This is a genomic window from Variovorax dokdonensis, from assembly GCF_030316895.1.
GTDB classification, from domain to species: Bacteria; Pseudomonadota; Gammaproteobacteria; order Burkholderiales; family Burkholderiaceae_C; genus Variovorax; species Variovorax dokdonensis.
Genome location: NZ_JASZYV010000003.1, coordinates 1,002,232 through 1,025,679, shown reverse-complemented (window position 1 = coordinate 1,025,679; position 23,448 = coordinate 1,002,232). Strand labels below are relative to the sequence as shown.

Genomic DNA, 23,448 nt, shown 5'->3' with positions numbered 1-23,448 from the left:
CTGCTTTCACGGATTCTTCGGTGCGCCTATCTTTCAGCAATCGTTCAACTGGCTCTTCAACGCCGCACAGAGAATTCCGTGGAAATACTGCTGACCTACCTGCATACGCCCTGGCTCGACACGCCCCTTTGGGCCTGGTTGGCCTTCCTTGCCGTGGTTGCCATCCTGCTTGTGCTCGATCTCGGTGTGCTGCACAGGGAGGAGCGAGAGATCGGGGTCCGAGAAAGCCTGCTGCTGTCGAGCGGCTACATCGGGATCGCGCTGGCGTTCGGCGCCTGGGTGTGGTGGTACATGGGGCCGCAATCGGGCATCGAGTACTACACCGGCTTCCTGATCGAGAAATCGCTGTCGATGGACAACGTGTTCGTCATTGCGATGATCTTCGGCTTTTTGGGCATCCCGCGCGTGTACCAGCATCGCGTGCTGTTCTGGGGCATCCTCGGTGTCATCGTGATGCGCGCGGCGCTGATCGGCGTAGGCGCCGCCCTGGTTCAGAACTTCAGTTGGGTGCTGTACCTGTTCGGAGCCTTCCTCGTGATCACCGGCATCAAGATGTGGCTGGCCGCCGAGCATGTGCCCGACATGGGCAGCAATCCGGTGCTCAGGTTTCTGCGCCGCCACCTGCGCGTGACGAACGAACTGCACGGCAACGCCTTCTTCGTGAGTCAGCCCGATGCCCAGGGAAAGCTGGTGCGCTACGCGACGCCGTTGTTCCTGGCGCTGGCCATGGTGGAGATCGTGGACCTCGTCTTTGCCGTCGACTCGGTACCTGCCATCTTCGCAATCACCAATGACCCGTTCATTGTCTACACCAGCAACATCTTCGCCATCCTCGGCCTGCGAGCACTCTACTTTGCGCTGGCCGCGATGATCCACCGCTTCCACTACCTGAAGTACGCGCTTGCCTTGGTCCTGGTGTTCATCGGCACGAAGATCTTCCTGGTCAACTTCATCGGCAAGTTTCCGCCTGCCGTGTCGCTGGGAATCACGTTCGGCCTGATCGCTGGCGGGGTGGTGGTGTCGCTGTGGAAGACGCGCGGACAGCGCCTCTTGCAGCAGGGCTAGTCCGGGCAGAACTCAGCCCTGAGCCGCCCACCTCACATCATGTTTCGCACGGCCGCTTCTACCGCGGCTGCGGTGGCGATGGGCTTTTCCATGGGGAAGAGGTGGGTGCCGTCGAGCATGCTGATGCGCCCCTTGGTCACCTGCTCGGTCATCGCCAGGCCGACACGCTTCATCTCCTGCGAATGGCGGCCGCCGATGAAGGCCGCCTTGCACTTGAGCGGGCGCTTGCGCAGCAGCCCACTGAGGTTGTGCGGCAGCGTGTTGTAGATCGCGGTCTCGACGTCGCGGTCGAAGGCCAGCGCGCGCGTGTCTTCATCGTCGAACGTGCCATGTTCGATGTAGTCGCGCAGCACCTGCTCATCCCAGTTGGCGAAGGCCTTCTTGCTGCGGAAATGCTCGAACACGGCTTCGCGGTGTTCCCACTTGTTGCGCCGCTTGCGGCTGACCGCGCCGGGAGACACGCTCTTCATCAGCGGCGTGAGCTTGACCAGTTCGAGTGCGCCCGCACGCCAGCCGCCCAGGATGGGTGAATCGATCAGCACCACGCCCGCTGCCAGTTCCGGATGCCGTGACGCGCACATCAGGCTGAGAAAACCCCCCAGCGAATGCCCCACGAGGAAGACCGGCGCACCGGCGAATTCGGTGCGCTCGCGTGCGAAGTCGGCCAGTTGCTCGACCAGATGAGGCCAGTTGTCGGTGACGGGGTACTTCGGGTCGTGGCCGTATTTTTCGATGGCGTCGACCTCGAAGCCACGATTGCGCAGGCTGTCGAGCATCACGCGATAAGTGCTCGCGGGAAAGCTGTTGCCGTGAGAGAAGACGATGCGGGGCATGGGAGCATGCGCGCCCATGAGACGCGCCGGTTGCGGGCGACCTGCCCTAGATGAGACGTTCGTTCGGATTGGCGATCTTGCGGATCGGCGCGTGCCGAGCAGCCTGGACGCGCAGGGGCGACGGGGCTTCGCTGCCGTCCCAGGCCGGGTCTTCCAGGCTGTCGAACGCTTCGCGCAGCTTCTTGCCCCAGCTGCTGTGGAGCATGCGGTAGTAGGGGTTGTCGCCGTCGATGCAGATCACGCGGTCGGACTTGAGCGCATCGGCTTCGTACACCACGAGGTCGAGCGGAAGGCCGACCGACAGGTTGGACTTCATGGTGGAGTCCATCGACACCAGCGCGCATTTGGCGGCGGCATCGAGCGGCGTGTCGGGCGCCAGTACGCGATCGAGAACCGGCTTGCCGTACTTCGATTCGCCGACCTGGAAATAGGGCGTCTCCGACGTGGCCTCGATGAAGTTCCCGGCGGCATAGACCATGAAGAGCCGCATGGCTTCGCCCTTGACCTGTCCCCCGAAGATGAACGAGACATTGAAGTCCAGGCCGGCCTGCTTGAGCGATTCGCCATCGCGCTCGTAGACGTGCCGCACCGCCGAGCCCAGCACCCGCGCGGCGTCGAACATGCTGCGCGCGTTCCAGATGGTCATGGGCGGCGCATCTTCATGCTCGCGCAGCTCCTCGACCTGCAGCATCTCGCGCACCGACTGCGAGATGCTGAGGTTGCCGGCGGACAGCAGCACCATGAACCGCTCGTCCGGACGCTCGTAGACGATCATCTTGCGAAAGGTGCTGATGTGGTCCACGCCGGCGTTGGTGCGCGAGTCCGACAGGAATACCAGTCCTGCGTTGATCTTGATGCCGACGCAATAGGTCATGGGCGTTCCTGGGCGGGTGGTGTAGGTCAGTGTGGGGCTGTCGCACCGCTGGGCTGCTCGCGTTGCAGGAGCTTGCGCAGGGCGTACAAAGCATCGAGCGCCTCCCTTGGGCTGAGAGCGTCGGGGTCGATCGTTGCGAGCTGCGATTCTACGGCGCTGGGCGGCGGCGCCTGCTCGGCGGGCGGCGGTGCAAACAGGTCGACCTGGCTGCGCGACTCGTTCTGCTGCGCCTCCAGCGCCGACAACGCTTGCCGAGCATGGTTGACGACGGCGGCCGGCATGCCTGCGAGACGGGCGACCTGGATGCCGTAGCTGCGGCTGGCCGGTCCGGCCTGCACCTCGTGCAGGAAGACGATGTCGCGGCCCGACTCGGTCGCGCTCACGTGCATGTTCACCGCCTGGTGGTGCTCGGCCGGAAACTCGGTCAACTCGAAATAGTGGGTGGCGAACAGCGTGAAGGCGCGCGAGCGGTCATGCAGGTAGGCCGCGATGCCCGCCGCCAGCGCCAGCCCGTCGAAGGTGCTGGTGCCGCGGCCGATCTCGTCCATCAGCACCAGCGATTGCGGTGTGGCCGCATGCAGGATCTGCGCCGCTTCGGTCATCTCCAGCATGAAGGTGGACTGGGCGTTGGCCAGGTCGTCCGCCGCGCCGATGCGGGTGTGGATGGCGTCGATCGGACCCAGGCGGCAGGCCTGGGCCGGCACGTGCGAACCGATGGAAGCCAGCAGCGCGATGATGGCGATCTGCCGCATGTAGGTCGACTTGCCGCCCATGTTCGGCCCGGTGATGACCTGCATGCGCTGCTGGGGCGACAGGCGTGTGTCGTTGGCGATGAAGGCGCCCGAAGTGCGTTCGGCCAGTCGCGCCTCCACCACGGGATGGCGCCCCTGCACGATCTCGATGCAGGGGTGAGAGACGAACTCCGGCGCATTCCAGCCCAGTGTGTGGGCGCGTTCGGCCAGGGCGCACAGTGCGTCGAGCGAGGCCAGCGCGAGCGCCACACCCGTCAGCGCGGCGACGTGCGCTTGCAGCTTGTCCAGCAGTTGTTCGTAGAGCCACTTCTCGCGGGCGAGTGCGCGTTCCTGCGCCGACAGGGCCTTGTCCTCGAAGGCCTTGAGTTCCGGCGTGATGAATCGCTCCGCGTTCTTCAGGGTCTGGCGCCGCCGGTAGTCTTCGGGCACCTTGGAGAGGGCGCTTTGCGTGACTTCGATGTAGAAGCCGTGAACCCGGTTGAACTGCACCCGCAGGTTCGCGATGCCGGTGCGCTCGCGTTCGCGCGCCTCCAACTCGATCAGGAAAGCGTCGCAGTTCTCGCTGATGGCGCGCAGTTCGTCGAGTTCGGCGTCGTGGCCGGTGGCGATGACGCCGCCGTCGCGTATCTGTGCAGCGGGGTCGGGCCGAAGCGCGATGGCCAGCAGCTCAGCGCAGCCGGGCGGCGGTTGCAGCTCGCCGGCCATGCGCATGAGCATGGCGCTGCCGGTGCCAGGCAAGGCGGGGGCAAGGGCCTGCGCCTTGGCCAGCGCGGCGCCCAGGGCGACCAACTCGCGCGGCTTGGCCTGGCGCAACGCGATGCGCGCGGCAATGCGCTCCACGTCGCTCACGTTCTTCAGTTGCTCGCGCAGGCCGCGCCAGGCCGGCAGGCCGGCGGCGCCGGCGGCAGAGGAAAGCGCGGCGATCGCCTCCAGTCTTTCGCGTGCGGCGGCTCGGTCGCGCCGTGGGGCGAGCAGCCAGCGGCGAAGAAGGCGGCTGCCCATGCCGCCCATGCAGGTGTCGAGCAGCGAAAAAAGGGTGGGGGTGCTTTCGCCGCGCAGCGTCTGCACCAGTTCGAGGTTGCGCCTCGTGGCGGCGGGCAGGTCGATGAATTCGTCGTCCCGCTCGACCACCAGCCGCTGGATGTGCGAGAGGGCGCGCCCCTGCGTGTGCTCGGCATAGCCCAGCAGGGCCGAGGCCGCCGCCTGGGCGTTGGCCAGGCCATCGGCCTGCCAGGCAGCGAGCGACGCCGCGCCCATCAGCTCGCCCAGGCGCCTTTCGCCCAGCCCGCCATCGAACTGCCAAGCCGGCCGCACCGTGAGCGTGAAGGGCTGGTTGCCCGCCGAGCGCGCATCGTGCAGGCGTTGCTCGAATGCGGGCGTGACGTCGGCGCCGTAGACCAGTTCGCTTGGCCCCACGCGGGTCAGCCAGGCTTCGAGGTCGTCGGTGGCGAACTCCGCCAGGTGCAACTGGGCCGACGTGACGCTCAGCCAGGCGGCGCCGCAGACGTTGCGCGACCCGGGGTGGATGGCTACCAGCAGGGCCTCGTTCTTGTCGCCCAGCAGCTCGGCATCGGTCAGCGTGCCGGGCGTGACGACGCGCATCACCTTGCGCTCCACCGGACCCTTGGTGGCGCCCACTTCGCCCACCTGTTCGCAGATCGCGACCGATTCCCCTAGCTTGATCAGGCGGGCCAGGTAGGCGTCGACCGCATGCACCGGCACGCCGGCCATGACGACCGGCTGCCCGGCCGACTGGCCGCGCTGGGTGAGGGTGATGTCGAGCAGGCGCACTGCCTTTTCGGCGTCGGCGTAGAACAGCTCGTAGAAATCACCCATGCGATAGAAGAGCAGGGTGTCTGGGAAGTCCGCCTTGAGCTGCAGATACTGCTGCATCATGGGCGTGTGGGCGCCGAGGTCGATGGCGGCGGCTTGGGTCATGCGAGAACCTGGGGGAGCGAAAAGGGATTGGGGGCCGTTTCGGGCGAGCCCAGACTATACGGGCGGCTCGCACCCCCCGACCACCCTGGCAATCAGCCACGACCGCCGAATCGCTTCTCGTCAGATGTCTAGGGTCAGCTTCTCACCGGTGCATCGCGACACACAGATCATCATGGTCTTGCCGGACTCCTGCTCCTTCTTGGTGAGAATGCTGTCGCCATGCTCCAGCAGCCCATCAAAGTCAACCACGATGGTCTCGCAGGCGCCGCACACACCTTCCTTGCAGCTATGGTCCGGGTTCAAGCCGGCGCCGATCAGCGCGTCGAGGATCGATTGCCCTGGTGCCACCGTGACCGACTTGTCGCTCTTCTTGCAAGTCACCTCCAATCCCCGACTTGCCGTCGCGACCGGGCGTGTTGCGCTAGCGGCGAACCGCTCGATGTGGGCATTGGCATAGCCAAGGTGTTCGCAGGCTTTCTCGAACGCATCGAGCATCGGCCCGGGGCCGCAGCAGTAGTAGTGGCCTTCTGCACCGCGATTGGCAAGTAAGGCAACCAGATCGGGCGGCGCGCCGCGCTCGTCGTCGAAGTGCCAAGTGGTGGGCACCCGATCGGCCAGCGCCGCGATCGGCTTGGCAAAGGCGCCTTCCATGCGGCTGCGCGCGCAGTAGATGAGCTCCACGGGGCGGCCAATCTTCAAGAGGTGTTGCAGCATGCACCACAAGGGCGTGATGCCGATGCCGCCCGAGATCAACACGGTCCTGGGCGCGTTCTCGATCAAGGCAAAGTTGTTCCGCGGTGGGGAGATGTCAATCACCTGTCCCACTCGCAGTTGTTCATGCAGGAAACGCGAGCCACCTCGACTGGCGCGATCGAGCTGTACGCCGACGGTGTAGCTGCCGTTGCTGTCTTCGGCAGGGGTGCACAGCGAATAGCTTCGCGTCAGACCATTGGGCAGGTACAGATCGATGTGCGCGCCTGCGCTGAAGTCTGGAAACTTCTCGTCTTGGAACGCGGGCTGGAGCTCGATGCTGATGATGCCGGCGGCCTCATGGCGCATCGCATGCACGCGGGCCTGGAACTTTGGTGTAGGCATGGGAGATGGAAAAGAACCCGAGCGTCAAAGGCAGAGCCTCACATGATGTGAAGTCCGCCGTCGACGAGCAGCGTGGTTCCGGTGATGAAAGATGCTTCGTCGGAAGCCATCCACAAGATGGGACGCGCAATCTCGATGGGGTTGGCCCAGCGACCGATCAGCGAGGTGTCCTTGCGCTCGGTGCGTAATTGCTCGGCACTCTTGCCTGCAGTGAGTGCTCGTTCCAGGTGGAAGTCGGTCAAGGTCGAGCCGGGGCAGATGGCATTGACGCGGACGGCGTGCGGCGCTTCCTCGAAGGCCAGACTGCGGGTAAAGGCCAGTTGGGCAGCCTTTGTGGCGTCGTACAAGGCCATGCCGCGCCGCCCCGTAACGGCATAGCAGGACGAAACGTTGACGATGCTCCCGGCGCCAGACTCTCGAATCGATGGCAAGGCAGCTGCGCAATAGTTGCTCATGCCCACGAGATTGACCGCGACGATGGCCTGCCACTCTTCAGCGCTGGCTTCTGCCGCAGCCGAATAGTTGCGCATGGCCGCGTTGTTGACCAGAACGTCCAGCCGGTCCCATTGCAAGACGCACTCGCTCACGACTTGCTGGGCAAGTGCCGCGTCCCGAACGTCGGCATGTCTGGCGAGGATGCGAGCGTCCGGCACCTGCGCTCGAATGGCCTGGGCTGTTCGCTCCAGCGCTTCCCGGTCGGCGTCCACCATGGCCACTGCGGCGCCTTCGGCGCAGAACAACAACGAGGTGGCGGCGCCGATTCCTGCGCCGGCGCCCGTGATGATGGCGACCTTGTTGCGAAGTCGGGCGTGGTTCGTCATGGCTTGCTGATCTCCAGGCATCAATTGGACTTGGCGCCCGTCTTCTTGATCACAGCGCCCCAACGGGTGATCTCTGTGTCGATCCATTGGCTGAATTCCTGAGGCGAACTGGCGACGACTTCGAACTCCATCTCCGAGAGTCGAGCGCTGATTTCGGGCGACTTCAGGATGCGCACCATCTCTTCGTTGTAGCGCTTGATGATGTTCTGTGGCGTACCGGCAGGTGCCAGGAATCCGATCCATGACGTCGCCTCGAAGCCCTTGAAACCCAGTTCGGCCAGCGTGGGGACGTCCGGCGTACTTGGGAACCGCTTCGTACCGGAACTCGCAAGCAGCTTGAGCCGGCCGGTCTGCACGTAACCCTGCACGTTCCCGGGCACGAAGAAGCCCGCCTGCACCTGGCCCGCCAGCAGATCAGTCATTGCCGGGGCAGCGCCCCGGTACGGAACGTGGGTCATCTGGAAGCCCGCCACGTCCTTGAACATTTCCATCGTCAGGTGCGAGGCGCTACCCAGGGAAACCGATCCGTATGAGTATTTGTCCGGCGCCGCCTTGGCCTTTGCGATGAAGTCCTTCACGTCCGTGAATCCAGCCGACGGATTGACGACCAGGTACTGCGGCGCCTTCACGGCCAGCGTGATCGGCTCGAATGCCTTGCGCGGGTCGTAGGGCATCGAATCAAACAGCGAAACGTTGATCGCCAGCGGTCCGTTGTAGCCCACCAGCAGCGTGAGCCCATCGGGAACTGCGCGCGCCACCTCGGCGGCGCCGATGTTGCCGCCGGCACCGCCCTTGTTCTCCACGACGAAGGGTTGACCGAAAGCGGCCTGCAACTTCGGGGCCAACAGGCGGGCAAGCACGTCGTTCGTGCTGCCGACAATCGGAACGATGATGCGAACCGGCTTGCTCGGGCGCCATTCGTCGCCGACGCTCTCCTGGGCCTGGACGCCAAAGGCACTTGCAACTAGCGCTGCGCCAAGCAGCATCGTGGTGAATTTCATTCTTGTCTCCTGGACATCTTGGGAAGGGGGCGCGCTGGAGTTCCGCGCGGTCGGCGAGCGCTGGGCGTCAAAGACTGAATACGGGCTTGCTTGTGCTGTCGGCAAGTTCTTTTGTTGCCCAGTCAAGCGGGTCCTGGTCCCGTGGCAGAAGCACGCCCGCGGGGCGCACCCGCTGCTGGATGGCATCCAGCGCGGGTGGTTCGCCTCCATTTCTTACACCCATGGCGGCCTCGCTGAGCATCCGGCGGGCCATGACGATGGCCTTGTCGGTGGGCAACAGGTTCTCGGCTTCATGATTCTGGATGGGGCCCATGCTTTCCTGCAGCGAATAGTCTTGTGCCGAGAAACCGAAGACGCCGCTGTAGGAGCGCTTTTCTCGCTGGGCTGCGCGGTCGATCAGGTAGTCGTTCGTGCGATTGGCTGCCGGCACGAAGCTGCCGGGGGATTCGTAGGCAACGTGGATGCCCTGACCGGCCTTCATGGCATCCAGTTCCTCTGCTTCCAACGCCCGATCAGGTCGCCAATTGATGCTCCAAGCCCAGCAATTCTCGTCGTCGATGGGGACCCAGACGTGGCCCGCCAGAGCGTGGTCACCAAAAGGCGCGATGAGCGTGAACCATGGGAACAGCCATTGCGTGATCCGCCAATAGTAGGAGTCCGCCTCGCCATTGCGACGGCCGAACAAACTCAGGCCGAACGGCGTCTTTTCGATCTCGAAGACGACGTTGCCGTCCGCCTTGATGTAGTCCAGTGCCTTGACACCTTGATGCATGGGATCGCTGTCGACCTCATAGCGGTGAACGTAAGAGACGTGTGCCGTATCGATCCCGCCTTCCATCGCTTGAAGCCAGTTGGTGTATTGCAATCGCTTGGAGACAAACACGCGCTCGGCCGGCAGGGTGCACCACTCAACCTCGGGCAGTTGGGGCTGCTTGTCTGCCGGGCCCATGTAGGTCCAGACGATGCCGCCCCGCTCGACGCACGGGTAGGCCTTGATGTTCATTCGTGCGCAAGACTGCGGTGACGAAGGCACATCGACGCACTTGCCGTTGCCATCGAACTTCACGCCGTGATATGCGCAGCGGATGCCGTTCTCCTCGTTGCGCCCGAAGTAAAGCGACACGCCTCTGTGCGAGCAGAACTCGCTGATCAGGCAAGCCTTGCCATCTGTATTTCGGAACGCAAGCAGCTTTTCACCCATCAGTTGCACCTTTACCTGCGAGCCGTCTGCATCTGCGATTTCGCTGGACATGAGCGCGGGCACCCAATAGCGCCTCAATAAATCGCCCATTGGGGTCCCGGGCCCAACCCTTGTCAGCGTTTCCGACATGTCCTTGTTCATCGCGGTTTCTCCAGTTTCGATTGATGTCCGTTGGATGGACATGTATCCATAGTACGGACAAGTTTGATGTGAGTCAACAAAATTGAAATTGTTGTCCGTCTGTTGGACATATTGACTATGATCAGGGCCACTTCAATGGCTGGAGGTATGGGGTGAACGAAGAAGAAAAGGCGGGCGATGGCGTCCGTGCAGTCGAGCGCGCGCTGGACATATTGATGGCCTTCAGTCCTGGCGACCGAGAGCTGACCGCGAGCGATTTGTTGAAGCGGGTGAACCTCAGCCGCCCGACGCTCTACCGCCTGTTGCGCACGCTTGAAAACAAGGGCTTCATCCTCTCTTCCGGCGATCCGCAACGCTTCGCCCTCGGCGCCTCGGTGGCGCAGTTGGCCCACGTTTGGGGCATGGGACTGGACATTGCCGCTGTCGCCGGACCCGCGTTACGGAGATTGTGGGAAGAAACTGGAGAGACGGTGGCCCTTCTGGTTCATGAGGGGCGCGACCGGCTGTGCGTGGCCGAACTGCCCAGCGTGCAGCCACTGAGCTTCAAGCGCGGAGTAGGACACCGTGAGCACGTCGCCAAAGGGGCAAGCGGACGTGTCATCTTGGCCAACCTGACCTCACCCGACGTCTATGTCCAGGATGGGGTCGACGCTTCGACCGACCTCGAGAAGTTGCACAAGAGGCTTCAGACGGTGCGCGAGCAGGGTTACGAAGTGAGTCGCGATGAACTCATCAAGGGTGCGGTCGCCGTCGCCGTTCCGGTATTCCTCGGAGACGGCAACGTCATCGGCTCACTGGCCGTCTTTGGGCCAGGAGTGCGGGTCGACGAGGCGCGTGTGAAGCAATTCGTCGAGCAGCTCAAGGTTGAGTCCAGAAAGCTGTCCCAGGCGCTCGGCCAGCGGTAGGACTCCGCTCGCCAGAAGCGTCGCGCGATCAGTCGAGCGAATCGATGGTGTTGATCGCAGTGGCCGCTTCCATCGAGAAGCGGTCCCGCGTGCGCACGTAGAAGCTTGCGCCAAAGCGTGCCACCGGGAAGTAGTGCTGCAGGTGCACGCGGTAGCGCTCCAGGTCGATCAGGCCTTCTCGCGCATGCAGCCACTTCACCTCGCCGATGAAGATGTGGCGGCTGGCGGTCTCCAGCTTTTCGGAGAGCTTGCACTCGAAGGCCACTGGCGCCTCGACGATGCGCGGCGGACGGACGGTGCGCGATGGCGCGCTGGTCAGGCCCACGGCGTCCAGTTCGCTTTCGCTGGCGGGGAGTTTGTCGCCGCAGCGATGCATCTGCTCGGCCATGGGCTCGTCGGCGATGTGGACCACGAACTCGCCGTTGGCCAGGATGTTGGCGGAGGTGTCCTTGAGCAGCTCGTCCTGCAGCTTGTTGATGCTGATCATCAAGATGGGCGGGTCCTCGCCCAGCATGTTGAACATCGAGAAGGGCGCGGCGTTGATCACGCCCTGGTCGTTCTGCGTCGTTACCAGGGCGATGGGCCTGGGCACGATGAGGCTGGCCATCAACTTGTAGCGTTGGTAGGCGGTGATGGCCGAGAAGTCGATTTCGGTGGTGGGGGAGGTCGGTGTCGAAGACATGGCGCAGCGGGGGCTGATCGGAAGGCGATTGTCGACGATGCGGCCGAGTTATTGTGAACAACAATTTTCAGGCGCAAGGTTCGCCGATGGCAATGCAACTGTCGTGCCTTGCCTGCGCAAATTGCAGCGGAGCGGCCCCTTGCGGACCGAGTGTGGTCGGGGGAAATGCGCGACCGTCAGCGGACGGTCGGGACGAGCTCAGGCAGGAATGCCGTGCGCGTAGTGCCCATCGATCATGCGGGCGGCCAGGCGGGCGGACATCTGCAGACGACGCACGTCGCGATCGTCGAGCTGTGCCTGGTCGCCAGCGCGGAAGAAGCAGAGCATGCCGAAGATGTTGCCGTCCGCCAGACGAATCGGCATGCCGACGCCCGTGCCTTCGCCCTGGTCGCATGCGCCGTCGGCGGGGCCGGCGGAGTTGGCATCATCGTTGGGCTGCCGCGCGACGAAGGCGGCGCGCACGCTCATGTGTTCTTCCAGAAGGCGCAGAAGTTCGGAGATGGTCTGCTCCGCCAAGGCCACGGCACCCAGGACGCTGCCTTCCGCCGCACCCGAATCCTCCGTGGTTTCGCGGGCCGCGTTCCGAGAGGCGGCAATGCTGCGCTGCATGCGCGGCATGATGAAGTCGCTTTCCAGTCCAGTCGCATTCATTGCTTGTGTCCCATGGGGCGCGGTGGCACGCCAAGGGCCACGCATACCGCGTTTTTGCCGCAGTCTGCGATCCGCGTCTTCCCCAAACGAATGGATACATGTGGGGAAGAGTGCGCCCGGCCTCAGGGCCGCAGTTTCCACTTGCCCTTGCTGCCAGTGCGGCAGAAGGTGTAGATGCCTTCGTCCTTCATCATCTTGTAGCTGTTCGCGATCTTCAGGCGGCGGCATTCCTGGGCGCCTGCCGAGTCCTGGCCGGACTGCGGGGTGACCGTGCCAGAGGCGCCAGTCGTGTCGTTCTTCCAAGTCTGCGCAGGGCCGTCGGCGGGCCCAGCCAAGGCCTGGTCGATACTCTTGGAAAGCATCTGGAAATCAGCCTGGGTGAACTTGGTGGCAGGGCTGTTCTTCAGGAACATGAGGTCGCCAGCCGCCTGCGCGGACACATGCACGCCCACCGAGGTCAGAAGCGCCAGGACGAGGTTGGCGCCACGCAGGCGCTGTTTGGTCAACAACAACATGAAATGCTTCTCCGACAGTTGCGGGCATTGTGCCCGCAACGTCCTAGGAGCGAGTTGTCGCCGACTCAAAGATCGACGAGCACCTCGAAGCCGCCGTAGATCATCCGCTTGGCGTCGAAGGGCACATCGGCGCCCGGCTTCATCATCTCTGCGAGGCGCGGGTCCTTCATCACCTTCTCATTGATGGCGTCGCGATCTGCGCGCGAAGCGTAGACGATCCACGAGAACATGACGACCTCGCCCTCCTTCAGATCCACCGCTTGTGGGAAGGAAGTCAATTCACCTGGCTTCACGTCGTCGGACACGCATTCGCGAAACTGGAGTGCGCCGTATTCGCGCCAGATTTCGCCGGCACTATGAGCCATCTTCCGATAGGCCTCGACCTTCTCCTTGGGCACCGGAACGACAAAACCGTCGACATATGACATGGCTGGATCCTCCCTGCATCAAGCCGATGCATGACGGCGGCGCGTGGCCGCTGCCTTCTTTGCGGATGCCGAGCGTTGCGCGGCGCTGCGACGGGCAGAAGCCTGGCCGCCGATGTGGCCGCCCTTGCGCGCCGCACTGTGGCTGTCTGGCTTACCGCGCCCGCTGCCGCTGTTGTTGCCGCCGCCACTTTCCTTGTTGACGGTGGCCCATGCGCGCCGCTCCGCTTCGTGTTCGGACACGCCGCGCGACTCGTAGCCTTCCTCGATGTGGCGGGCCTTGCGCTTTTGCTTGTCGGAGTAAGCCGACTTGTCACCTCTGGGCATGAACATCTCCTTTTGGTGGCCACGGTCTGATCCGTTGGCTTTCCCGTGGCGATGGGGCGGCCCATGCCGCCCGGACTTCATGCTGCGCCCGGGGCGAGCTCGGCCCTGTCAGCGCATGCCCGTCAAGCGTGTCGGCGTTCGCTGCGGCGTTGCGTGACGCTCGCCGCAGCATGTTTCAAGGCTGGTAGCCCGATTTGCGGACCACGGGGGCCCACTGCGCACGGAACGCGCTCAACATGGCCTGGGTTTGCGCCTGACTGCTTGAAACGGCCGTCATCTTGGCCGCGTTGAAGCGCGCAAGCGTGTCCGGGTCTTTCATCACCTCCTGGATGGCCTTGGACAGCATGGTGACCTTGGCTGGCGGCATGCTGGCCGGGGCAAAGAAGGCGTTCCAGCCGGTGGCGGCCAGATCGAGCCCTGCTTCCTTGAAGGTGGGTACGTCGGGGGCAAAGGGCGAGCGCTTGGTGCCCGACATTGCGAGGATGCGGATCTTGCCGGCCTCGTGCTGCGGCAGGGCCACATCGAAGGTGTCGACCGCGATGGGCACCTGCCCGCCGATCAGGTCGGTGAGCAGCGGGCCGGAACCCCGGTAGCCGATCACCTGGGCCGATACGCCCGCCTTCTCGCCGGCCATCAGGGCGAAGAAGTGCGGCAGGCTGCCCGTGGCCGGCACGCCGAAGTTCGACTGGCTGGGATTGGCCTTCATCCAGGCGAACAGGTGCGAAAGCTGCTTGACCGGAACGGCCGTGGCGACAGCCAGCGAGAACTCGTAGTCGTTCACGTGGGACACGGGAACGAAGTCCTTCTCGGCGTCGTAGCCGTTGTCCTTGAAGACCAGGGGCGCGACCACGATGACGGCGGGGTTGGCCACCATCAGCACGTTCTGGTTGGCGGGGGTGGCCTTGACCTGCTGCGCGGCCAAGCGGCCGCCCGCGCCAGGCTTGTTGTCCACGACCACGGGCACGCCAAGCTTGGCGGAGAGCTTGTCGCCGACGATGCGCGCCACGCGATCGGTGGCGCCGCCTGGCGCGTAGCCCACCACGATGCGCAGCGGGCCGTCGAGGTTCTGCGCGTGGAGTGCCGAGCTGGCGGCCATCAGGCCGGCCGCGGCGATGGCGCCTGCGATGCGGTGGAGCGTGGTGCGGAGATTCATGCTGTTGCCTTCGTCGTACTTGGTCGAGCGGGCGGGACGCCTGCCCGAGTGGTTGCCAGCGCCTGCACGTCGGGGCAGGGCGCCAACCATCGACTTTAGGTCAGCAATGAAGCCGAATCGAACGACAGTGCCTCGGAATTACCCCGATGGCGCCGCCCGTGCCAGCGACGCGGACAGGGCTTGCGGATGATCAGCGCACAGCCTGCGCCGCCGCGGGGACGCTGCCGGGCGGCTCGCCCTCGCGGACGATACGAAGCTGCGGCAGGCTGTCGGGATGCTTGCGCTGCATGAAGTCGATCAGGGCTTCGCGAATGCGGCAGCGCAAATCGAAGGCCAGGCCCGAATCGGCCGCCGTGGCGAGCACCCGAAGCTGCATGGTGCGCTCGGTGGTGTCGGTCACCTGCAGCAAGAAGGTGCGGCCATCCCACTCGGGCGCGGAACGCACCACGCGTTCCAGTTCGGCGCGCAGGGGGGCCAGGGGCATGCTGAAGTCGACATAGAAGAACACCGTGCCCAGCAGTTGCGCGCTGCTGCGCGTCCAGTTCTGGAATGGCTTTTCGATGAAGTACGTCAGCGGCAGGATCAGGCGCCGGTCGTCCCAGATTCGCACGACCACGAAGCTGCCGGTGATTTCCTCGACCCGGCCCCACTCGCCCTCGACCACCAGCACGTCGTCGATGCGAATCGGTTGCGCCAGCGCCAACTGCAGGCCCGCGACCAGATTACCGAAGAAGGGCTTGGCAGCCAGGCCCACGACCAGGCCGATTACGCCGGCCGAGGCGAGCAGGCTGGTGCCGACCTGTCGGGCGCCTGGGAAGGTCATGAGCGCCATCGACACACCGATCACGACCGCCGCAGACATGGCCGTTCGGGACAGCACGCGGCCCTGGGTGTGGATGCGCCGCGCCTGAAGGTTGTCGCTCAGGTTGGCGGGGTGCGCATCCAGGAATCCCTGCGTGAAGCCGCGGATCGCGCGCACCACCAACCACGTGCCCGTGGCAATCAGCAGCAGGCCGGTGAGGTGGCGGACGGCGTCGATGCCAGGGAGGTCGTTCGGCGCACCCTGCCAGATCAGCTCCAGCGCCAGCAGCGGGATCAGCCAGCCAGCCGGGGAGCGCGCCTGCACCACCATGCCATGCAGGCCGGGCAGGCCACGCGTGAGTCGGATCAGCACCGCGGAGGCGATGCGATGGGCGATGAACGCCAGCGGCGCGGCCGCCAGGGCGGCCACGACGGGGAGAAACCATTCGTGGGATGTCAGCAGATCAAGCGTCATCGTTGAGGGTCGGGCTCGTCGTTCAGCGCCTGCAGGATGCGTGCCGAGTCGACCTTCAGTTGCACGGCAATGCGACTGGCGATATCCAGGCGGCGCAGCAGCCAGGGGCTGATGTCATGTTCGAATGGGTCGGGCAATGTCACCGGGCCGCCCGAACTGGGGCTGGCGGGCATGCCTTCGGGAGGCGGTGAGCGCGAAGCGTCCGCGGGGTCGGCGGACAGCTGTTCGTCGATGTAATGGGCCACGCGCGTCATCGGCCCTTCGATCTGATCGGGTGTGAGCCGGTCGCGGCGCAGAACCAGCATGGACTTGACGGCGCTAAGCTGAGCCAGAAGCTGATAACTGTGCGCCTGAAGGTGCTCCAGCGGCCCGAGCGGCGGCTGCACTGCGCGCGGTTCCGAGAGCGATCGCTGCGTGGCCTGCACCAGGGCCGACAGCGAGTCGTAGGCCTCGCGCCGGGCAAGTCGCCAGGCCAGTTCGGGACTGTCGTCGGCCGCATGGAGCTGCTCGGGCGACAGCGCAAGCTTCGCATGTCGCGCCTGGGCTCGCAGCGTGCGCGCCACCAGTGCCGGCAATTGATGCCGCTCCCACGAGGGCAGCACGTAGCAGAACATCCAGGCCAGGCTGGCGCCGATGAGCGTGTCTGCCACGCGCTCGAACAGCGCCAGCGACGGCGACATCCCCGTGTTGAGCATGTGGGCCTGTACCAGCCCCAGTACGGTGGCCGCCACGGAGGTGAAGAGGTAGCGCCGGATCGCGAATGCATGCGCAAAGGCCTGTGCGGCCGTGAGGCAGAGCAGCAGTTCGAACGCCGAGGGATGCGATGCCAGCAGCGCGGTTGCCAGGATGCAGCCCAGCAAGGTGCCGGCCACGCGGTGATTGCGCCGCTCCAGCGTCTGGGACAGGCTGCCGCGCAGCACGACGGTGATGGTCAGCAGGATCCAGTAGTCGTGCGAGCCCCAGGACTGCAGCGACGCGATCGTATAACCGGCGGCAATGGCCAAGGTGGCACGGATGGCGTGGCGAAGCGGTGGCGCGTCCCAGCGCCAGATGGACAGGAACGGCGCCAGCGACCAGCGCGTGGGGCTGACGAACATCTTCCAGCCGGTGCGCACGGCGGCAAGGTCGGGCTCGATGTCCTTGCGCGCGACCTGAGTCATGCGCAGCACGTCGTCGTTGAGGTGGCCGATGCGGTTGGCGATGCCGCGTGCCAGCAGGGCGGGCGTGGGCCCCATGCCGGCGCTATTGGGGCGGCTGTCCTGCGGCATCTGAATGCTGGTGAGGTAGGGCCGTCTGTCGAGCGGCGCCTGAGGCTGGCGACCGAGCAGCAGGGCGTCGGCCAGTGCGGCGGTTTCTCCGGCCAGTTCCTCCAGGATGGCGCGCATCTCTCCAAGTATCCGGGCGCCGGACGGATGGGCGCGCAGGGCCTCGAGATCGAGTTCGCTGGCCACCAGGTGGTCGCGCATTTCCAGCGCGATCATCAGCATTGCCGCAAGGCGCTGGCGTCGCTCGGTGCGGGGGGATTCGAGCACGATGTCGCGCGCCGCCTGCAACTGGTCGGTCAATGCGGACTGCTCGCGCAATAGCCGGCCGACCAGCGGGGCCTCGGTCTCGCGCACGTCGTCGGTGTCGTCGGGCGCGTCGAACTGGCGCGCATGCGTGCGCATCAGCGCCGCCAGCGAGAGAAGCACATCGGCGATGAACTGCACGCGGTAGCGCCCGTTGAGGACGATGTTGGAAAGCGCAGCCCACACCACGTAGAGCAGGCCGCCAAGTCCGAAATACATCGTGGTGCTCAATGCCTCCTTCGCGCTGGCGGGTGGAGGCGTCGCCATGGCGAAGATCATCGAGAACATCACCGCAATGGCGATCGGAATGCCCCGCTTGCCCCACGCCATGCCCAGGAAGGCGAAAAAAGTCGCTGGCACCAGCAGCAGGCCCAGCTCCAGTGGATGCGTGTGCAGCATCTGCACCGCGAAGAACAAGGGCACGCCGATCAAGGGCGCCGGGAGCATCTGCCGCAGCTTTCCGCGGCGCGGCGCCGCCAGATCAGGCGGCGTGGCGACGATCACGCCGACCGACACTGCTGCTGCGGCGATCGGTCCCAGCAGCAGATGCGCCATCGCCGAGATGAAGGCCAGGCCGAGCGCCACGGCCACGCCATTGGTGACGTAGTAGGACAGCGCCACCCGCATCGCCGCGCGGGCGCGCGCCGCGGCGACGGGCGATAGCGTCATCGGCCGAATTTGCCGTCCGTGTTGCCCGGGTTGGCGCGCGCGCGCAGCGGCTTGCGCGGGGCGGGTGCCGGTGCGGCTTCGCCATCAGCGGCTTGCGCGTCGGGTTGCTGCAGCGAGACGGTGCTGCGCGCGTAGATGTCGCCTTCGGTGGCATTGCCGGACTGGCGTGCTGCTTCCTGGCTCACGGCGCGAACGCGCTCGGAGGCATCGAGCTTGTCGTCGACGCTGGCGAACTTGGAGTACTTGGCCAGCAGCGGCACCAATTGGCCGTACACGCGGGGCGCGCCGGCCAGGCATTCGCGCTGCTCCAGGAAGTCGGGCTCGCCGGTGAAATTGCCGATGAGGCCGCCCGCCTCGGTCACGAGCAGCGAGCCGGCCGCCACGTCCCAGATGTTCAGGCCCGTCTCGAAGAAGGCGTCGCAAGAGCCCGCAGCCACATAGGCCAGGTCGAGCGCGGCGGCCCCAGGGCGCCGCAGGCCCGCCGCGCGCGGCATGAGGTCGGCCATGATCGCCAGGTATTGCTTGAAGTTGTCGCCGGTCCGGAACGGGAAGCCGGTGGAGATCAGGCACTCGTTGAGTCGGGTGCGCTTGCTCACGCGGATACGGCGGTCGTTCAGGAACGCGCCGCGCCCGCGGGTGGCGGTGAACAGGTCGTTGCGGGTGGGGTCGTAGACGACAGCCTGCTCGATCTTGCCCTTCACCGCGAGCGCGATGGAGACGCAATAGACCGGAAAGCCATGGATGAAATTGGTGGTGCCGTCCAACGGATCGATGATCCAGACGAATTCGGAGTTCTTGGCGCCATGCTCGCGCCCCGATTCCTCGGCCAGGATGCCGTGGCCGGGATAGGCCTCGAGCAGCGTCTGGATGATGGCGCTTTCGCTGGCGTGGTCGACTTCGGTGACGAAGTCGTTGACCTGCTTTTGCGACACCCGCACGGCTTCGACGTCGAGTGCAGCGCGGTTGATGATGGCGCCGGCGGCGCGAGCGGCCTTGACGGCCACGTTGAGCATGGGGTGCTGGTTGGACGACATGAATTGTAGGAAGAGCTGGTCGGCGGGAAGGAGGCCGGAGAAGCGAAGCCCGGCGATGCAGGCGGCGACAATGCGGCGTATTTTACCCGGCCCACCTTCTGAGCGGGCGCGCGCGAACATGAAGACCCGATTCATCCTCATCCAGACCAGCCATGCCGGCAATGTTGGCGCGGCCGCCCGAGCGTTGCGAACCATGGGCTTCGATGACCTGGTGCTGGTCGCGCCGCGCTGGCCGAACGTGCTGCGCCGCGAGGAAACCTTGCAGCGAGCCAGTGGCGCGCTCGACGTGCTGGCCAAGGCCCGCATCGTCGAAACGCTCGACGAGGCGCTGGACGGCATCACCCATCTGTGCGCCACGGCGATGGTGCCGCGTGACTTCGGTCCGCCGACGCGCACCCCACGCGAGCACCTGGGGCCGCTTGCGGCAGGCGGGTCGCAGCACGTGGCCTTCTTGTTCGGCTCGGAGCGCTTCGGGATGCGCAACGAAGACGTGTATCGCTGCCACGTGGCGCTGACCATCCCCACCGCGCCGGACTTCGGTTCGCTCAACCTGGGCGCTGCGATTCAGGTCATTGCCTACGAATGGCGCCAGGCGCTGGGTGGTTTCGGCGTCTCGCAGGCGGCGGCGCCTGCTCAGTTGGCCGACGCGCAAGCGTTGGCCGGCATGCTCTCTCACTGGGAGCAGTCTCTGGTCGACATCGGTTTCCTGGACCCGGCGGCGCCCAAGAAACTGATGCCGAGGCTGACTCAGCTGTTCAATCGGGCGCAGCCGACGATGGAGGAAATTCACATCCTGCGGGGCATCGCCAAGATGATGGCGCAGCCGCGCCGCCCGTCCGCTCAAGCCGATGACGGCAAGCCCGCACCTGCCACAGATTCATAGCCCCCGCCGACGGTGGGCCCGTTGAAACCGGGCTTAGACTCGCCACCCCATTTGCTCATCACCCGAAGTTCCATGATGTTCAAGCGATTGCGCAACGACATCCGCTGCATCCTCGAACGCGATCCTGCCGCGCGTTCGGCGTGGGACGTGCTCACGCTTTACCCGGGGCTGCACGCCGTCGTGCTGCACCGGATGGCGCACTGGTGCTGGAACCATGGGCTGCGTTGGCTCGCCGGCGCGGTCGCGCGCGCATCCCGTGGCTTGACCGGCATCGAAATCCATCCGGCCGCTCGCATCGGCAACGGGGTGTTCTTCGATCACGCCATGGGCGTGGTGGTCGGCGAGACGGCTGAGATCGGCGACGGTTGCACCATCTACCAGGGTGTCACGCTCGGCGGCACCTCGCTCTACAAGGGAACCAAGCGCCATCCCACCCTGGGTCGCAATGTGGTGGTGGGTGCGGGCGCCAAGGTCCTGGGTGGCTTCACGGTCGGTGACGATGCGCGCATCGGTTCCAACGCCGTCGTCACTCGTCCCGTGCCCGCGGGTGCCACCGCCGTCGGTATTCCGGCGCGGATCATTCCTGCGGCAGGCGAGCAGGCTGCTCAGGGGGGCGGCGCCTTTGCCGCCTACGGCGTGACGCAGGGCGACGATCCGCTGTCCATGGCCATGCGCAGCCTCATCGACAGCGCCTCTTCGCAAGACCGCCAGATTACACTGATCTGGCAAGCCATCGAGAAGCTGTCTCAGCAGAAGGACCGTCAGCCGAGCAATTGCGTGCCTGGGGATGCAGCCCGCCAGTCATGCTTCGAGGCAGAGAAGGTTTCGCAGCTGGTCGGGAAGTAGGCAGCAGCCGGAGGCGCTGCTGGGCCTACTCGAAGGCGCGGATTGCGGTCTTGGGGCGGAACACCTTGCAGACTTCGGGGCGGCTTTCCAGATAGGGGCCGCCGATCAGGTCGACGCAGTAAGGCACGGCGGCAAAGATGCCTGGCACCAACTGTTTACCCTGGTCGTCCTTGAGACCCTCGAGCGTCTCGGCGATCGACTTGGGCTGGCCTGGCAGGTTGATGATGAGGCACTTGCCACGGATCACCGCCACCTGCCGCGACAGGATGGCCGTCGGGACGAAGTGCAGGCTGATCTGCCGCATCTGCTCGCCAAAGCCCGGCATGAGCTTGTCGGCCACCGCCATGGTGGCTTCGGGCGTGACATCGCGTGGCGCGGGGCCGGTGCCGCCGGTGGTCAGCACCAGCGCGCAACCGGCGACGTCGGCCAGTTCGGACAGAGTCTGGCTGATCTGGGGTTGGTCGTCCGGTATCAGGCGCTCTTCGAACGTGAGCGGATTCTTCAGGGTCTTGCCCAGCCACTCGCGAAGGGCGGGCAGGCCCTTGTCCTCGTAGATGCCGCTGGCAGCGCGGTCGCTGACGGAGACGAGACCGATGCGGATGGGATCGTAGGGGCTGGTCATGGGCAGTCCTGCATGGGTTGTCTCGGCATCACGCGTCGCGTTGGCGCGACTCTTCCTCGGCAACTTCGCCCGCGTCCTCAGCGCCATGTGCCGCTAGTTCGTTGCGCACCAGCTGGAAAAGCTCCCGATAGGCGCGACCCTGGCGCGGCGCTTCACCGGGAGCCCCGCTCTTGAGGTCCTTGCGAGCCTGACGTACCAAGGCGCGCAGCTGCTGTGCGTCGGTGGCCGGATGAATCTCGATCCATCCGCCGATGGCGTCATCGTCGGCGATCAGGCGCTCGCGCCATCGCTCCGCCTCGTGCAAGGCGGCGGTCGCTTCGGCGCTGGGTCGGTCCTGCTCGGCGAGCGCCGCCTCGATGGCATCGATGACCTCGGCGGGCTGCAAACGCATCAGCTTTCCGATGAATTGCATCTGCCGCCGCTTGCCTTCGAAGTTGGTGATGCGACGAGCGTCCTCGACGGCCGTGGTGAGGCGATCGTCCAATTCGAGCTGCTCGAATGGCGCGCCGCGCAGGTCCAGGAGGGCTTCGCCGAGCGCCTGCAGGCGCGCACTTTCGCGTTTGAGGTCGGTCTTGCTGGTTTCCTGGCCCTTGAGTTCGCGCTTGAGTTCGACGTCGAGTTCGCTCCCTTCGGCCACGAACTGTCCGCGTACGAAGTAGCCTTTTTTTGGTTTGCGAGGCATGGCTTTGTATGGGCTGGTCTGGCGGCCGCGCTCAACGGTCATCTGAAGATGCTCGGCGCGGACGCAAAGTATGATTGTCACTCACATGGCAGACACAATCTCCTCGCGCAGCGAGAGCGGCTTCGCTTACAGCCGCGACCACTTCGAACACCTCGTCGATACGGCCCTGGCGCATGCCAGGAAATTGGGTGCCACCGACGCCGGCGCGGAGGCGTCTGAGGGCTACGGCCTGTCCGTCTCGGTGCGCAAGGGCGACTTGGAGAATGTCGAGCGAAATCGTGACAAGTCGCTTGGAGTGACGGTGTATGTCGGCAAGCGCCGCGGCAATGCGAGCACGTCCGACTTTTCCGAATCTGCGATTCACCAGACCGTCCAGGCCGCCTACGACATCGCCAGGTTCACGGCAGAAGACCCGGTGGCCGGCCTGCCCGACGAAGAGGACATCGAACGCAACCCTCCCGAGCTCGACCTGTTTCATCCGTGGGCTGTCAGCAGCGAAGAAGCCGCCGAGATCGCCAAGGAATGCGAAGCCGCGGCGTTGTCCACGGACCGACGAATCACCAACAGCGAGGGCGCAGGCGTCTCTGCCCAGCACAGCCACTTTTTCAGCGCGCACACGCACGGGTTTCGGGGTGGCTATGCCAGTTCTCGCCATTCGATCTCCGTCGCACCCATCGCCGGGCGCGGCGACGACATGCAACGCGATGCCTGGTACACCTCCATGCGGTCTGCGGACGAACTGGCCAGCCCCCAGTCCGTGGGTCGCTATGCGGCAGAAAGGGCGTTGAGCCGGCTGGGCTCACGCAAGGTCAAGACCACGGAATGCTCCGTGCTGTTCGAGTCGACCCTGGCGGCCGGCTTGCTGGGTGCGCTCGTCCAGGCCACCAGCGGAGGCGCCCTCTACCGGCGCAGTACCTTCCTGCTCGACTCCTTGGGCAAGCCTGTGCTGTCGGACCATTTGAGCGTCGATGAAGAGCCGCACCAGCTCCGTGGCAAGGGTAGCTCGCCCTTCGACGACGAAGGCGTCAAGACCCACGCGCGCAAGGTCGTGGACGACGGGAAGTTGCAAGGCTATTTCCTGTCGACCTATTCGGCGCGCAAGCTGGGAATGAAAACGACCGGCAACGCCGGCGGCTCGCACAACTTGCGACTTTCTTCCTCCCGCACTCATGCGCAAGATGATCTTGACGCGATGCTGGAAAAGTTGGGGACGGGGCTTTTCGTCATTGAATTGATGGGCCAAGGCGTGAACTACGTCACGGGCGATTACTCGCGCGGGTGCAGTGGCTTTTGGGTGGAGAAGGGACGCATCGCGTTTCCCGTTCAGGAAATCACCATCGCCGGTAATCTCAAGGACATGCTTCTTGGCATCGAGGCCGTGGGTGCGGACGAATACACCTATGGAGCAAAGACTACCGGATCGATCCTCATCAACCGGATGAAGCTCGCGGGTAGCTGAAGAGCCATCGTGTGAGACTGCGCGCGTCCA

At 65.1% G+C, this 23,448-nt stretch carries 23 protein-coding genes; 5 read left to right on the top strand and 18 right to left on the bottom strand.

The annotated features are described in order from the left end of the window. Positions 1 to 78 precede the first annotated feature (78 nt). Positions 79 to 1,065 (top strand): TerC family protein, encoded by a 987-nt coding sequence (locus QTH91_RS18450; protein WP_286661544.1) that lies wholly within the window; start codon positions 79 to 81, stop codon positions 1,063 to 1,065. A gap of 32 nt (positions 1,066 to 1,097) precedes the next feature. Here the strand turns inward: QTH91_RS18450 and QTH91_RS18445 are convergent, their stop codons facing one another. The 7 genes from QTH91_RS18445 to QTH91_RS18415 form a co-directional block, all read right to left on the bottom strand. Beyond that, on the bottom strand, positions 1,098 to 1,898 hold the full coding sequence (locus QTH91_RS18445) for an alpha/beta hydrolase (protein ID WP_286661543.1): 801 nt from the start codon (positions 1,896 to 1,898) through the stop codon (positions 1,098 to 1,100). Between the two features lie 46 nt (positions 1,899 to 1,944). Continuing rightward, a complete protein-coding gene (locus tag QTH91_RS18440) occupies positions 1,945 to 2,772 on the bottom strand; it encodes a proteasome-type protease (protein WP_286661542.1) in 828 nt (275 codons plus the stop codon). Positions 2,773 to 2,798: 26 nt separating this feature from the next. Beyond that, a complete protein-coding gene (mutS, locus tag QTH91_RS18435) occupies positions 2,799 to 5,462 on the bottom strand; it encodes a DNA mismatch repair protein MutS (RefSeq protein WP_286661541.1) in 2,664 nt (887 codons plus the stop codon). Between the two features lie 120 nt (positions 5,463 to 5,582). Continuing rightward, positions 5,583 to 6,557 (bottom strand): PDR/VanB family oxidoreductase, encoded by a 975-nt coding sequence (locus QTH91_RS18430; protein WP_286661540.1) that lies wholly within the window; start codon positions 6,555 to 6,557, stop codon positions 5,583 to 5,585. Between the two features lie 38 nt (positions 6,558 to 6,595). Beyond that, complete coding sequence (locus QTH91_RS18425; protein WP_286661539.1) at positions 6,596 to 7,378, bottom strand: SDR family NAD(P)-dependent oxidoreductase; 783 nt, start codon at positions 7,376 to 7,378, stop codon at positions 6,596 to 6,598. A gap of 20 nt (positions 7,379 to 7,398) precedes the next feature. Further along, complete coding sequence (locus tag QTH91_RS18420) at positions 7,399 to 8,379, bottom strand: Bug family tripartite tricarboxylate transporter substrate binding protein (protein WP_286661538.1); 981 nt, start codon at positions 8,377 to 8,379, stop codon at positions 7,399 to 7,401. A 67-nt stretch (positions 8,380 to 8,446) separates the two neighbouring features. Then, a complete protein-coding gene (locus QTH91_RS18415; RefSeq protein WP_286661537.1) occupies positions 8,447 to 9,721 on the bottom strand; it encodes an aromatic ring-hydroxylating dioxygenase subunit alpha in 1,275 nt (424 codons plus the stop codon). A 215-nt stretch (positions 9,722 to 9,936) separates the two neighbouring features. Here QTH91_RS18415 and QTH91_RS18410 point away from each other — a divergent pair, with 215 nt between their 5' ends. Further along, positions 9,937 to 10,626: an IclR family transcriptional regulator gene (locus tag QTH91_RS18410; protein ID WP_390367429.1), complete on the top strand. Its 690-nt coding sequence runs from the start codon at positions 9,937 to 9,939 to the stop codon at positions 10,624 to 10,626. Between the two features lie 28 nt (positions 10,627 to 10,654). On the opposite strand, the gene QTH91_RS18405 is transcribed toward QTH91_RS18410, so the two are convergent. From QTH91_RS18405 to QTH91_RS18365, 9 genes are all read right to left on the bottom strand, one after another. Further along, positions 10,655 to 11,308: a flavin reductase family protein gene (locus QTH91_RS18405; protein ID WP_286661535.1), complete on the bottom strand. Its 654-nt coding sequence runs from the start codon at positions 11,306 to 11,308 to the stop codon at positions 10,655 to 10,657. Positions 11,309 to 11,506: 198 nt separating this feature from the next. Continuing rightward, positions 11,507 to 11,959: a GAF domain-containing protein gene (locus QTH91_RS18400; protein ID WP_286661534.1), complete on the bottom strand. Its 453-nt coding sequence runs from the start codon at positions 11,957 to 11,959 to the stop codon at positions 11,507 to 11,509. Positions 11,960 to 12,081: 122 nt separating this feature from the next. Continuing rightward, positions 12,082 to 12,474: an RT0821/Lpp0805 family surface protein gene (locus QTH91_RS18395; protein ID WP_286661533.1), complete on the bottom strand. Its 393-nt coding sequence runs from the start codon at positions 12,472 to 12,474 to the stop codon at positions 12,082 to 12,084. Positions 12,475 to 12,539: 65 nt separating this feature from the next. Then, a complete protein-coding gene (locus QTH91_RS18390) occupies positions 12,540 to 12,902 on the bottom strand; it encodes a DUF1428 domain-containing protein (protein WP_286661532.1) in 363 nt (120 codons plus the stop codon). A gap of 18 nt (positions 12,903 to 12,920) precedes the next feature. After that, entirely contained in the window at positions 12,921 to 13,226 is a 306-nt protein-coding gene (locus QTH91_RS18385; RefSeq protein WP_286661531.1) for a plasmid stabilization protein, read from the bottom strand. Positions 13,227 to 13,401: 175 nt separating this feature from the next. Beyond that, positions 13,402 to 14,379, bottom strand: coding sequence for a Bug family tripartite tricarboxylate transporter substrate binding protein (locus QTH91_RS18380; protein WP_390367247.1), 978 nt, complete (start codon positions 14,377 to 14,379; stop codon positions 13,402 to 13,404). A gap of 190 nt (positions 14,380 to 14,569) precedes the next feature. After that, a complete protein-coding gene (locus tag QTH91_RS18375) occupies positions 14,570 to 15,655 on the bottom strand; it encodes a mechanosensitive ion channel family protein (protein WP_286661530.1) in 1,086 nt (361 codons plus the stop codon). Further along, positions 15,652 to 17,892 carry an FUSC family protein gene (locus tag QTH91_RS18370; RefSeq protein ID WP_286661529.1) on the bottom strand — a complete coding sequence of 747 codons (2,241 nt, stop codon included), beginning with the start codon at positions 17,890 to 17,892 and terminating at the stop codon, positions 15,652 to 15,654. Before QTH91_RS18370 ends, QTH91_RS18375 begins: the two co-directional genes overlap by 4 nt. Then, a complete protein-coding gene (locus tag QTH91_RS18365; protein ID WP_286661528.1) occupies positions 17,889 to 18,926 on the bottom strand; it encodes an inositol monophosphatase family protein in 1,038 nt (345 codons plus the stop codon). Before QTH91_RS18365 ends, QTH91_RS18370 begins: the two co-directional genes overlap by 4 nt. 118 nt (positions 18,927 to 19,044) lie before the next feature. Between QTH91_RS18365 and QTH91_RS18360 the strand changes: the two genes are divergently transcribed. Both QTH91_RS18360 and cysE read left to right on the top strand, forming a co-directional pair. Next, positions 19,045 to 19,809 carry an RNA methyltransferase gene (locus QTH91_RS18360; RefSeq protein ID WP_286661527.1) on the top strand — a complete coding sequence of 255 codons (765 nt, stop codon included), beginning with the start codon at positions 19,045 to 19,047 and terminating at the stop codon, positions 19,807 to 19,809. 75 nt (positions 19,810 to 19,884) lie between these two features. Continuing rightward, positions 19,885 to 20,655 carry a serine O-acetyltransferase gene (cysE, locus tag QTH91_RS18355; RefSeq protein WP_286661626.1) on the top strand — a complete coding sequence of 257 codons (771 nt, stop codon included), beginning with the start codon at positions 19,885 to 19,887 and terminating at the stop codon, positions 20,653 to 20,655. Between the two features lie 25 nt (positions 20,656 to 20,680). On the opposite strand, the gene mog is transcribed toward cysE, so the two are convergent. Both mog and yjgA read right to left on the bottom strand, forming a co-directional pair. Beyond that, a complete protein-coding gene (mog, locus tag QTH91_RS18350) occupies positions 20,681 to 21,277 on the bottom strand; it encodes a molybdopterin adenylyltransferase (RefSeq protein ID WP_286661526.1) in 597 nt (198 codons plus the stop codon). Positions 21,278 to 21,305: 28 nt separating this feature from the next. Further along, positions 21,306 to 21,959 carry a ribosome biogenesis factor YjgA gene (yjgA, locus tag QTH91_RS18345; protein ID WP_286661525.1) on the bottom strand — a complete coding sequence of 218 codons (654 nt, stop codon included), beginning with the start codon at positions 21,957 to 21,959 and terminating at the stop codon, positions 21,306 to 21,308. Between the two features lie 70 nt (positions 21,960 to 22,029). On the opposite strand from yjgA, the gene pmbA reads away from it, so the two are divergent. Continuing rightward, entirely contained in the window at positions 22,030 to 23,418 is a 1,389-nt protein-coding gene (gene pmbA, locus QTH91_RS18340; RefSeq protein WP_286661524.1) for a metalloprotease PmbA, read from the top strand. Positions 23,419 to 23,448 lie beyond the last annotated feature (30 nt).

Bases quoted from the DNA above. Each gene is read 5' to 3' on its own strand.
- QTH91_RS18390 (WP_286661532.1), bottom strand. From the start codon at position 12,902: ATGTCATATGTCGACGGTTTTGTCGTTCCGGTGCCCAAGGAGAAGGTC.
- QTH91_RS18370 (WP_286661529.1), bottom strand. From the start codon at position 17,892: ATGACGCTATCGCCCGTCGCCGCGGCGCGCGCCCGCGCGGCGATGCGG.
- mutS (WP_286661541.1), bottom strand. From the start codon at position 5,462: ATGACCCAAGCCGCCGCCATCGACCTCGGCGCCCACACGCCCATGATG.
- QTH91_RS18360 (WP_286661527.1), top strand. From the start codon at position 19,045: ATGAAGACCCGATTCATCCTCATCCAGACCAGCCATGCCGGCAATGTT.
- QTH91_RS18410 (WP_390367429.1), top strand. From the start codon at position 9,937: ATGGCCTTCAGTCCTGGCGACCGAGAGCTGACCGCGAGCGATTTGTTG.
- QTH91_RS18420 (WP_286661538.1), bottom strand. From the start codon at position 8,379: ATGAAATTCACCACGATGCTGCTTGGCGCAGCGCTAGTTGCAAGTGCC.
- QTH91_RS18430 (WP_286661540.1), bottom strand. From the start codon at position 6,557: ATGCCTACACCAAAGTTCCAGGCCCGCGTGCATGCGATGCGCCATGAG.
- QTH91_RS18385 (WP_286661531.1), bottom strand. From the start codon at position 13,226: ATGCCCAGAGGTGACAAGTCGGCTTACTCCGACAAGCAAAAGCGCAAG.
- QTH91_RS18400 (WP_286661534.1), bottom strand. From the start codon at position 11,959: ATGAATGCGACTGGACTGGAAAGCGACTTCATCATGCCGCGCATGCAG.
- pmbA (WP_286661524.1), top strand. From the start codon at position 22,030: ATGATTGTCACTCACATGGCAGACACAATCTCCTCGCGCAGCGAGAGC.
- QTH91_RS18365 (WP_286661528.1), bottom strand. From the start codon at position 18,926: ATGTCGTCCAACCAGCACCCCATGCTCAACGTGGCCGTCAAGGCCGCT.
- cysE (WP_286661626.1), top strand. From the start codon at position 19,885: ATGTTCAAGCGATTGCGCAACGACATCCGCTGCATCCTCGAACGCGAT.
- QTH91_RS18375 (WP_286661530.1), bottom strand. From the start codon at position 15,655: ATGACGCTTGATCTGCTGACATCCCACGAATGGTTTCTCCCCGTCGTG.
- yjgA (WP_286661525.1), bottom strand. From the start codon at position 21,959: ATGCCTCGCAAACCAAAAAAAGGCTACTTCGTACGCGGACAGTTCGTG.
- QTH91_RS18395 (WP_286661533.1), bottom strand. From the start codon at position 12,474: ATGTTGTTGTTGACCAAACAGCGCCTGCGTGGCGCCAACCTCGTCCTG.
- QTH91_RS18380 (WP_390367247.1), bottom strand. From the start codon at position 14,379: ATGAATCTCCGCACCACGCTCCACCGCATCGCAGGCGCCATCGCCGCG.
- QTH91_RS18415 (WP_286661537.1), bottom strand. From the start codon at position 9,721: ATGAACAAGGACATGTCGGAAACGCTGACAAGGGTTGGGCCCGGGACC.
- QTH91_RS18425 (WP_286661539.1), bottom strand. From the start codon at position 7,378: ATGACGAACCACGCCCGACTTCGCAACAAGGTCGCCATCATCACGGGC.
- QTH91_RS18445 (WP_286661543.1), bottom strand. From the start codon at position 1,898: ATGCCCCGCATCGTCTTCTCTCACGGCAACAGCTTTCCCGCGAGCACT.
- QTH91_RS18440 (WP_286661542.1), bottom strand. From the start codon at position 2,772: ATGACCTATTGCGTCGGCATCAAGATCAACGCAGGACTGGTATTCCTG.
- mog (WP_286661526.1), bottom strand. From the start codon at position 21,277: ATGACCAGCCCCTACGATCCCATCCGCATCGGTCTCGTCTCCGTCAGC.
- QTH91_RS18405 (WP_286661535.1), bottom strand. From the start codon at position 11,308: ATGTCTTCGACACCGACCTCCCCCACCACCGAAATCGACTTCTCGGCC.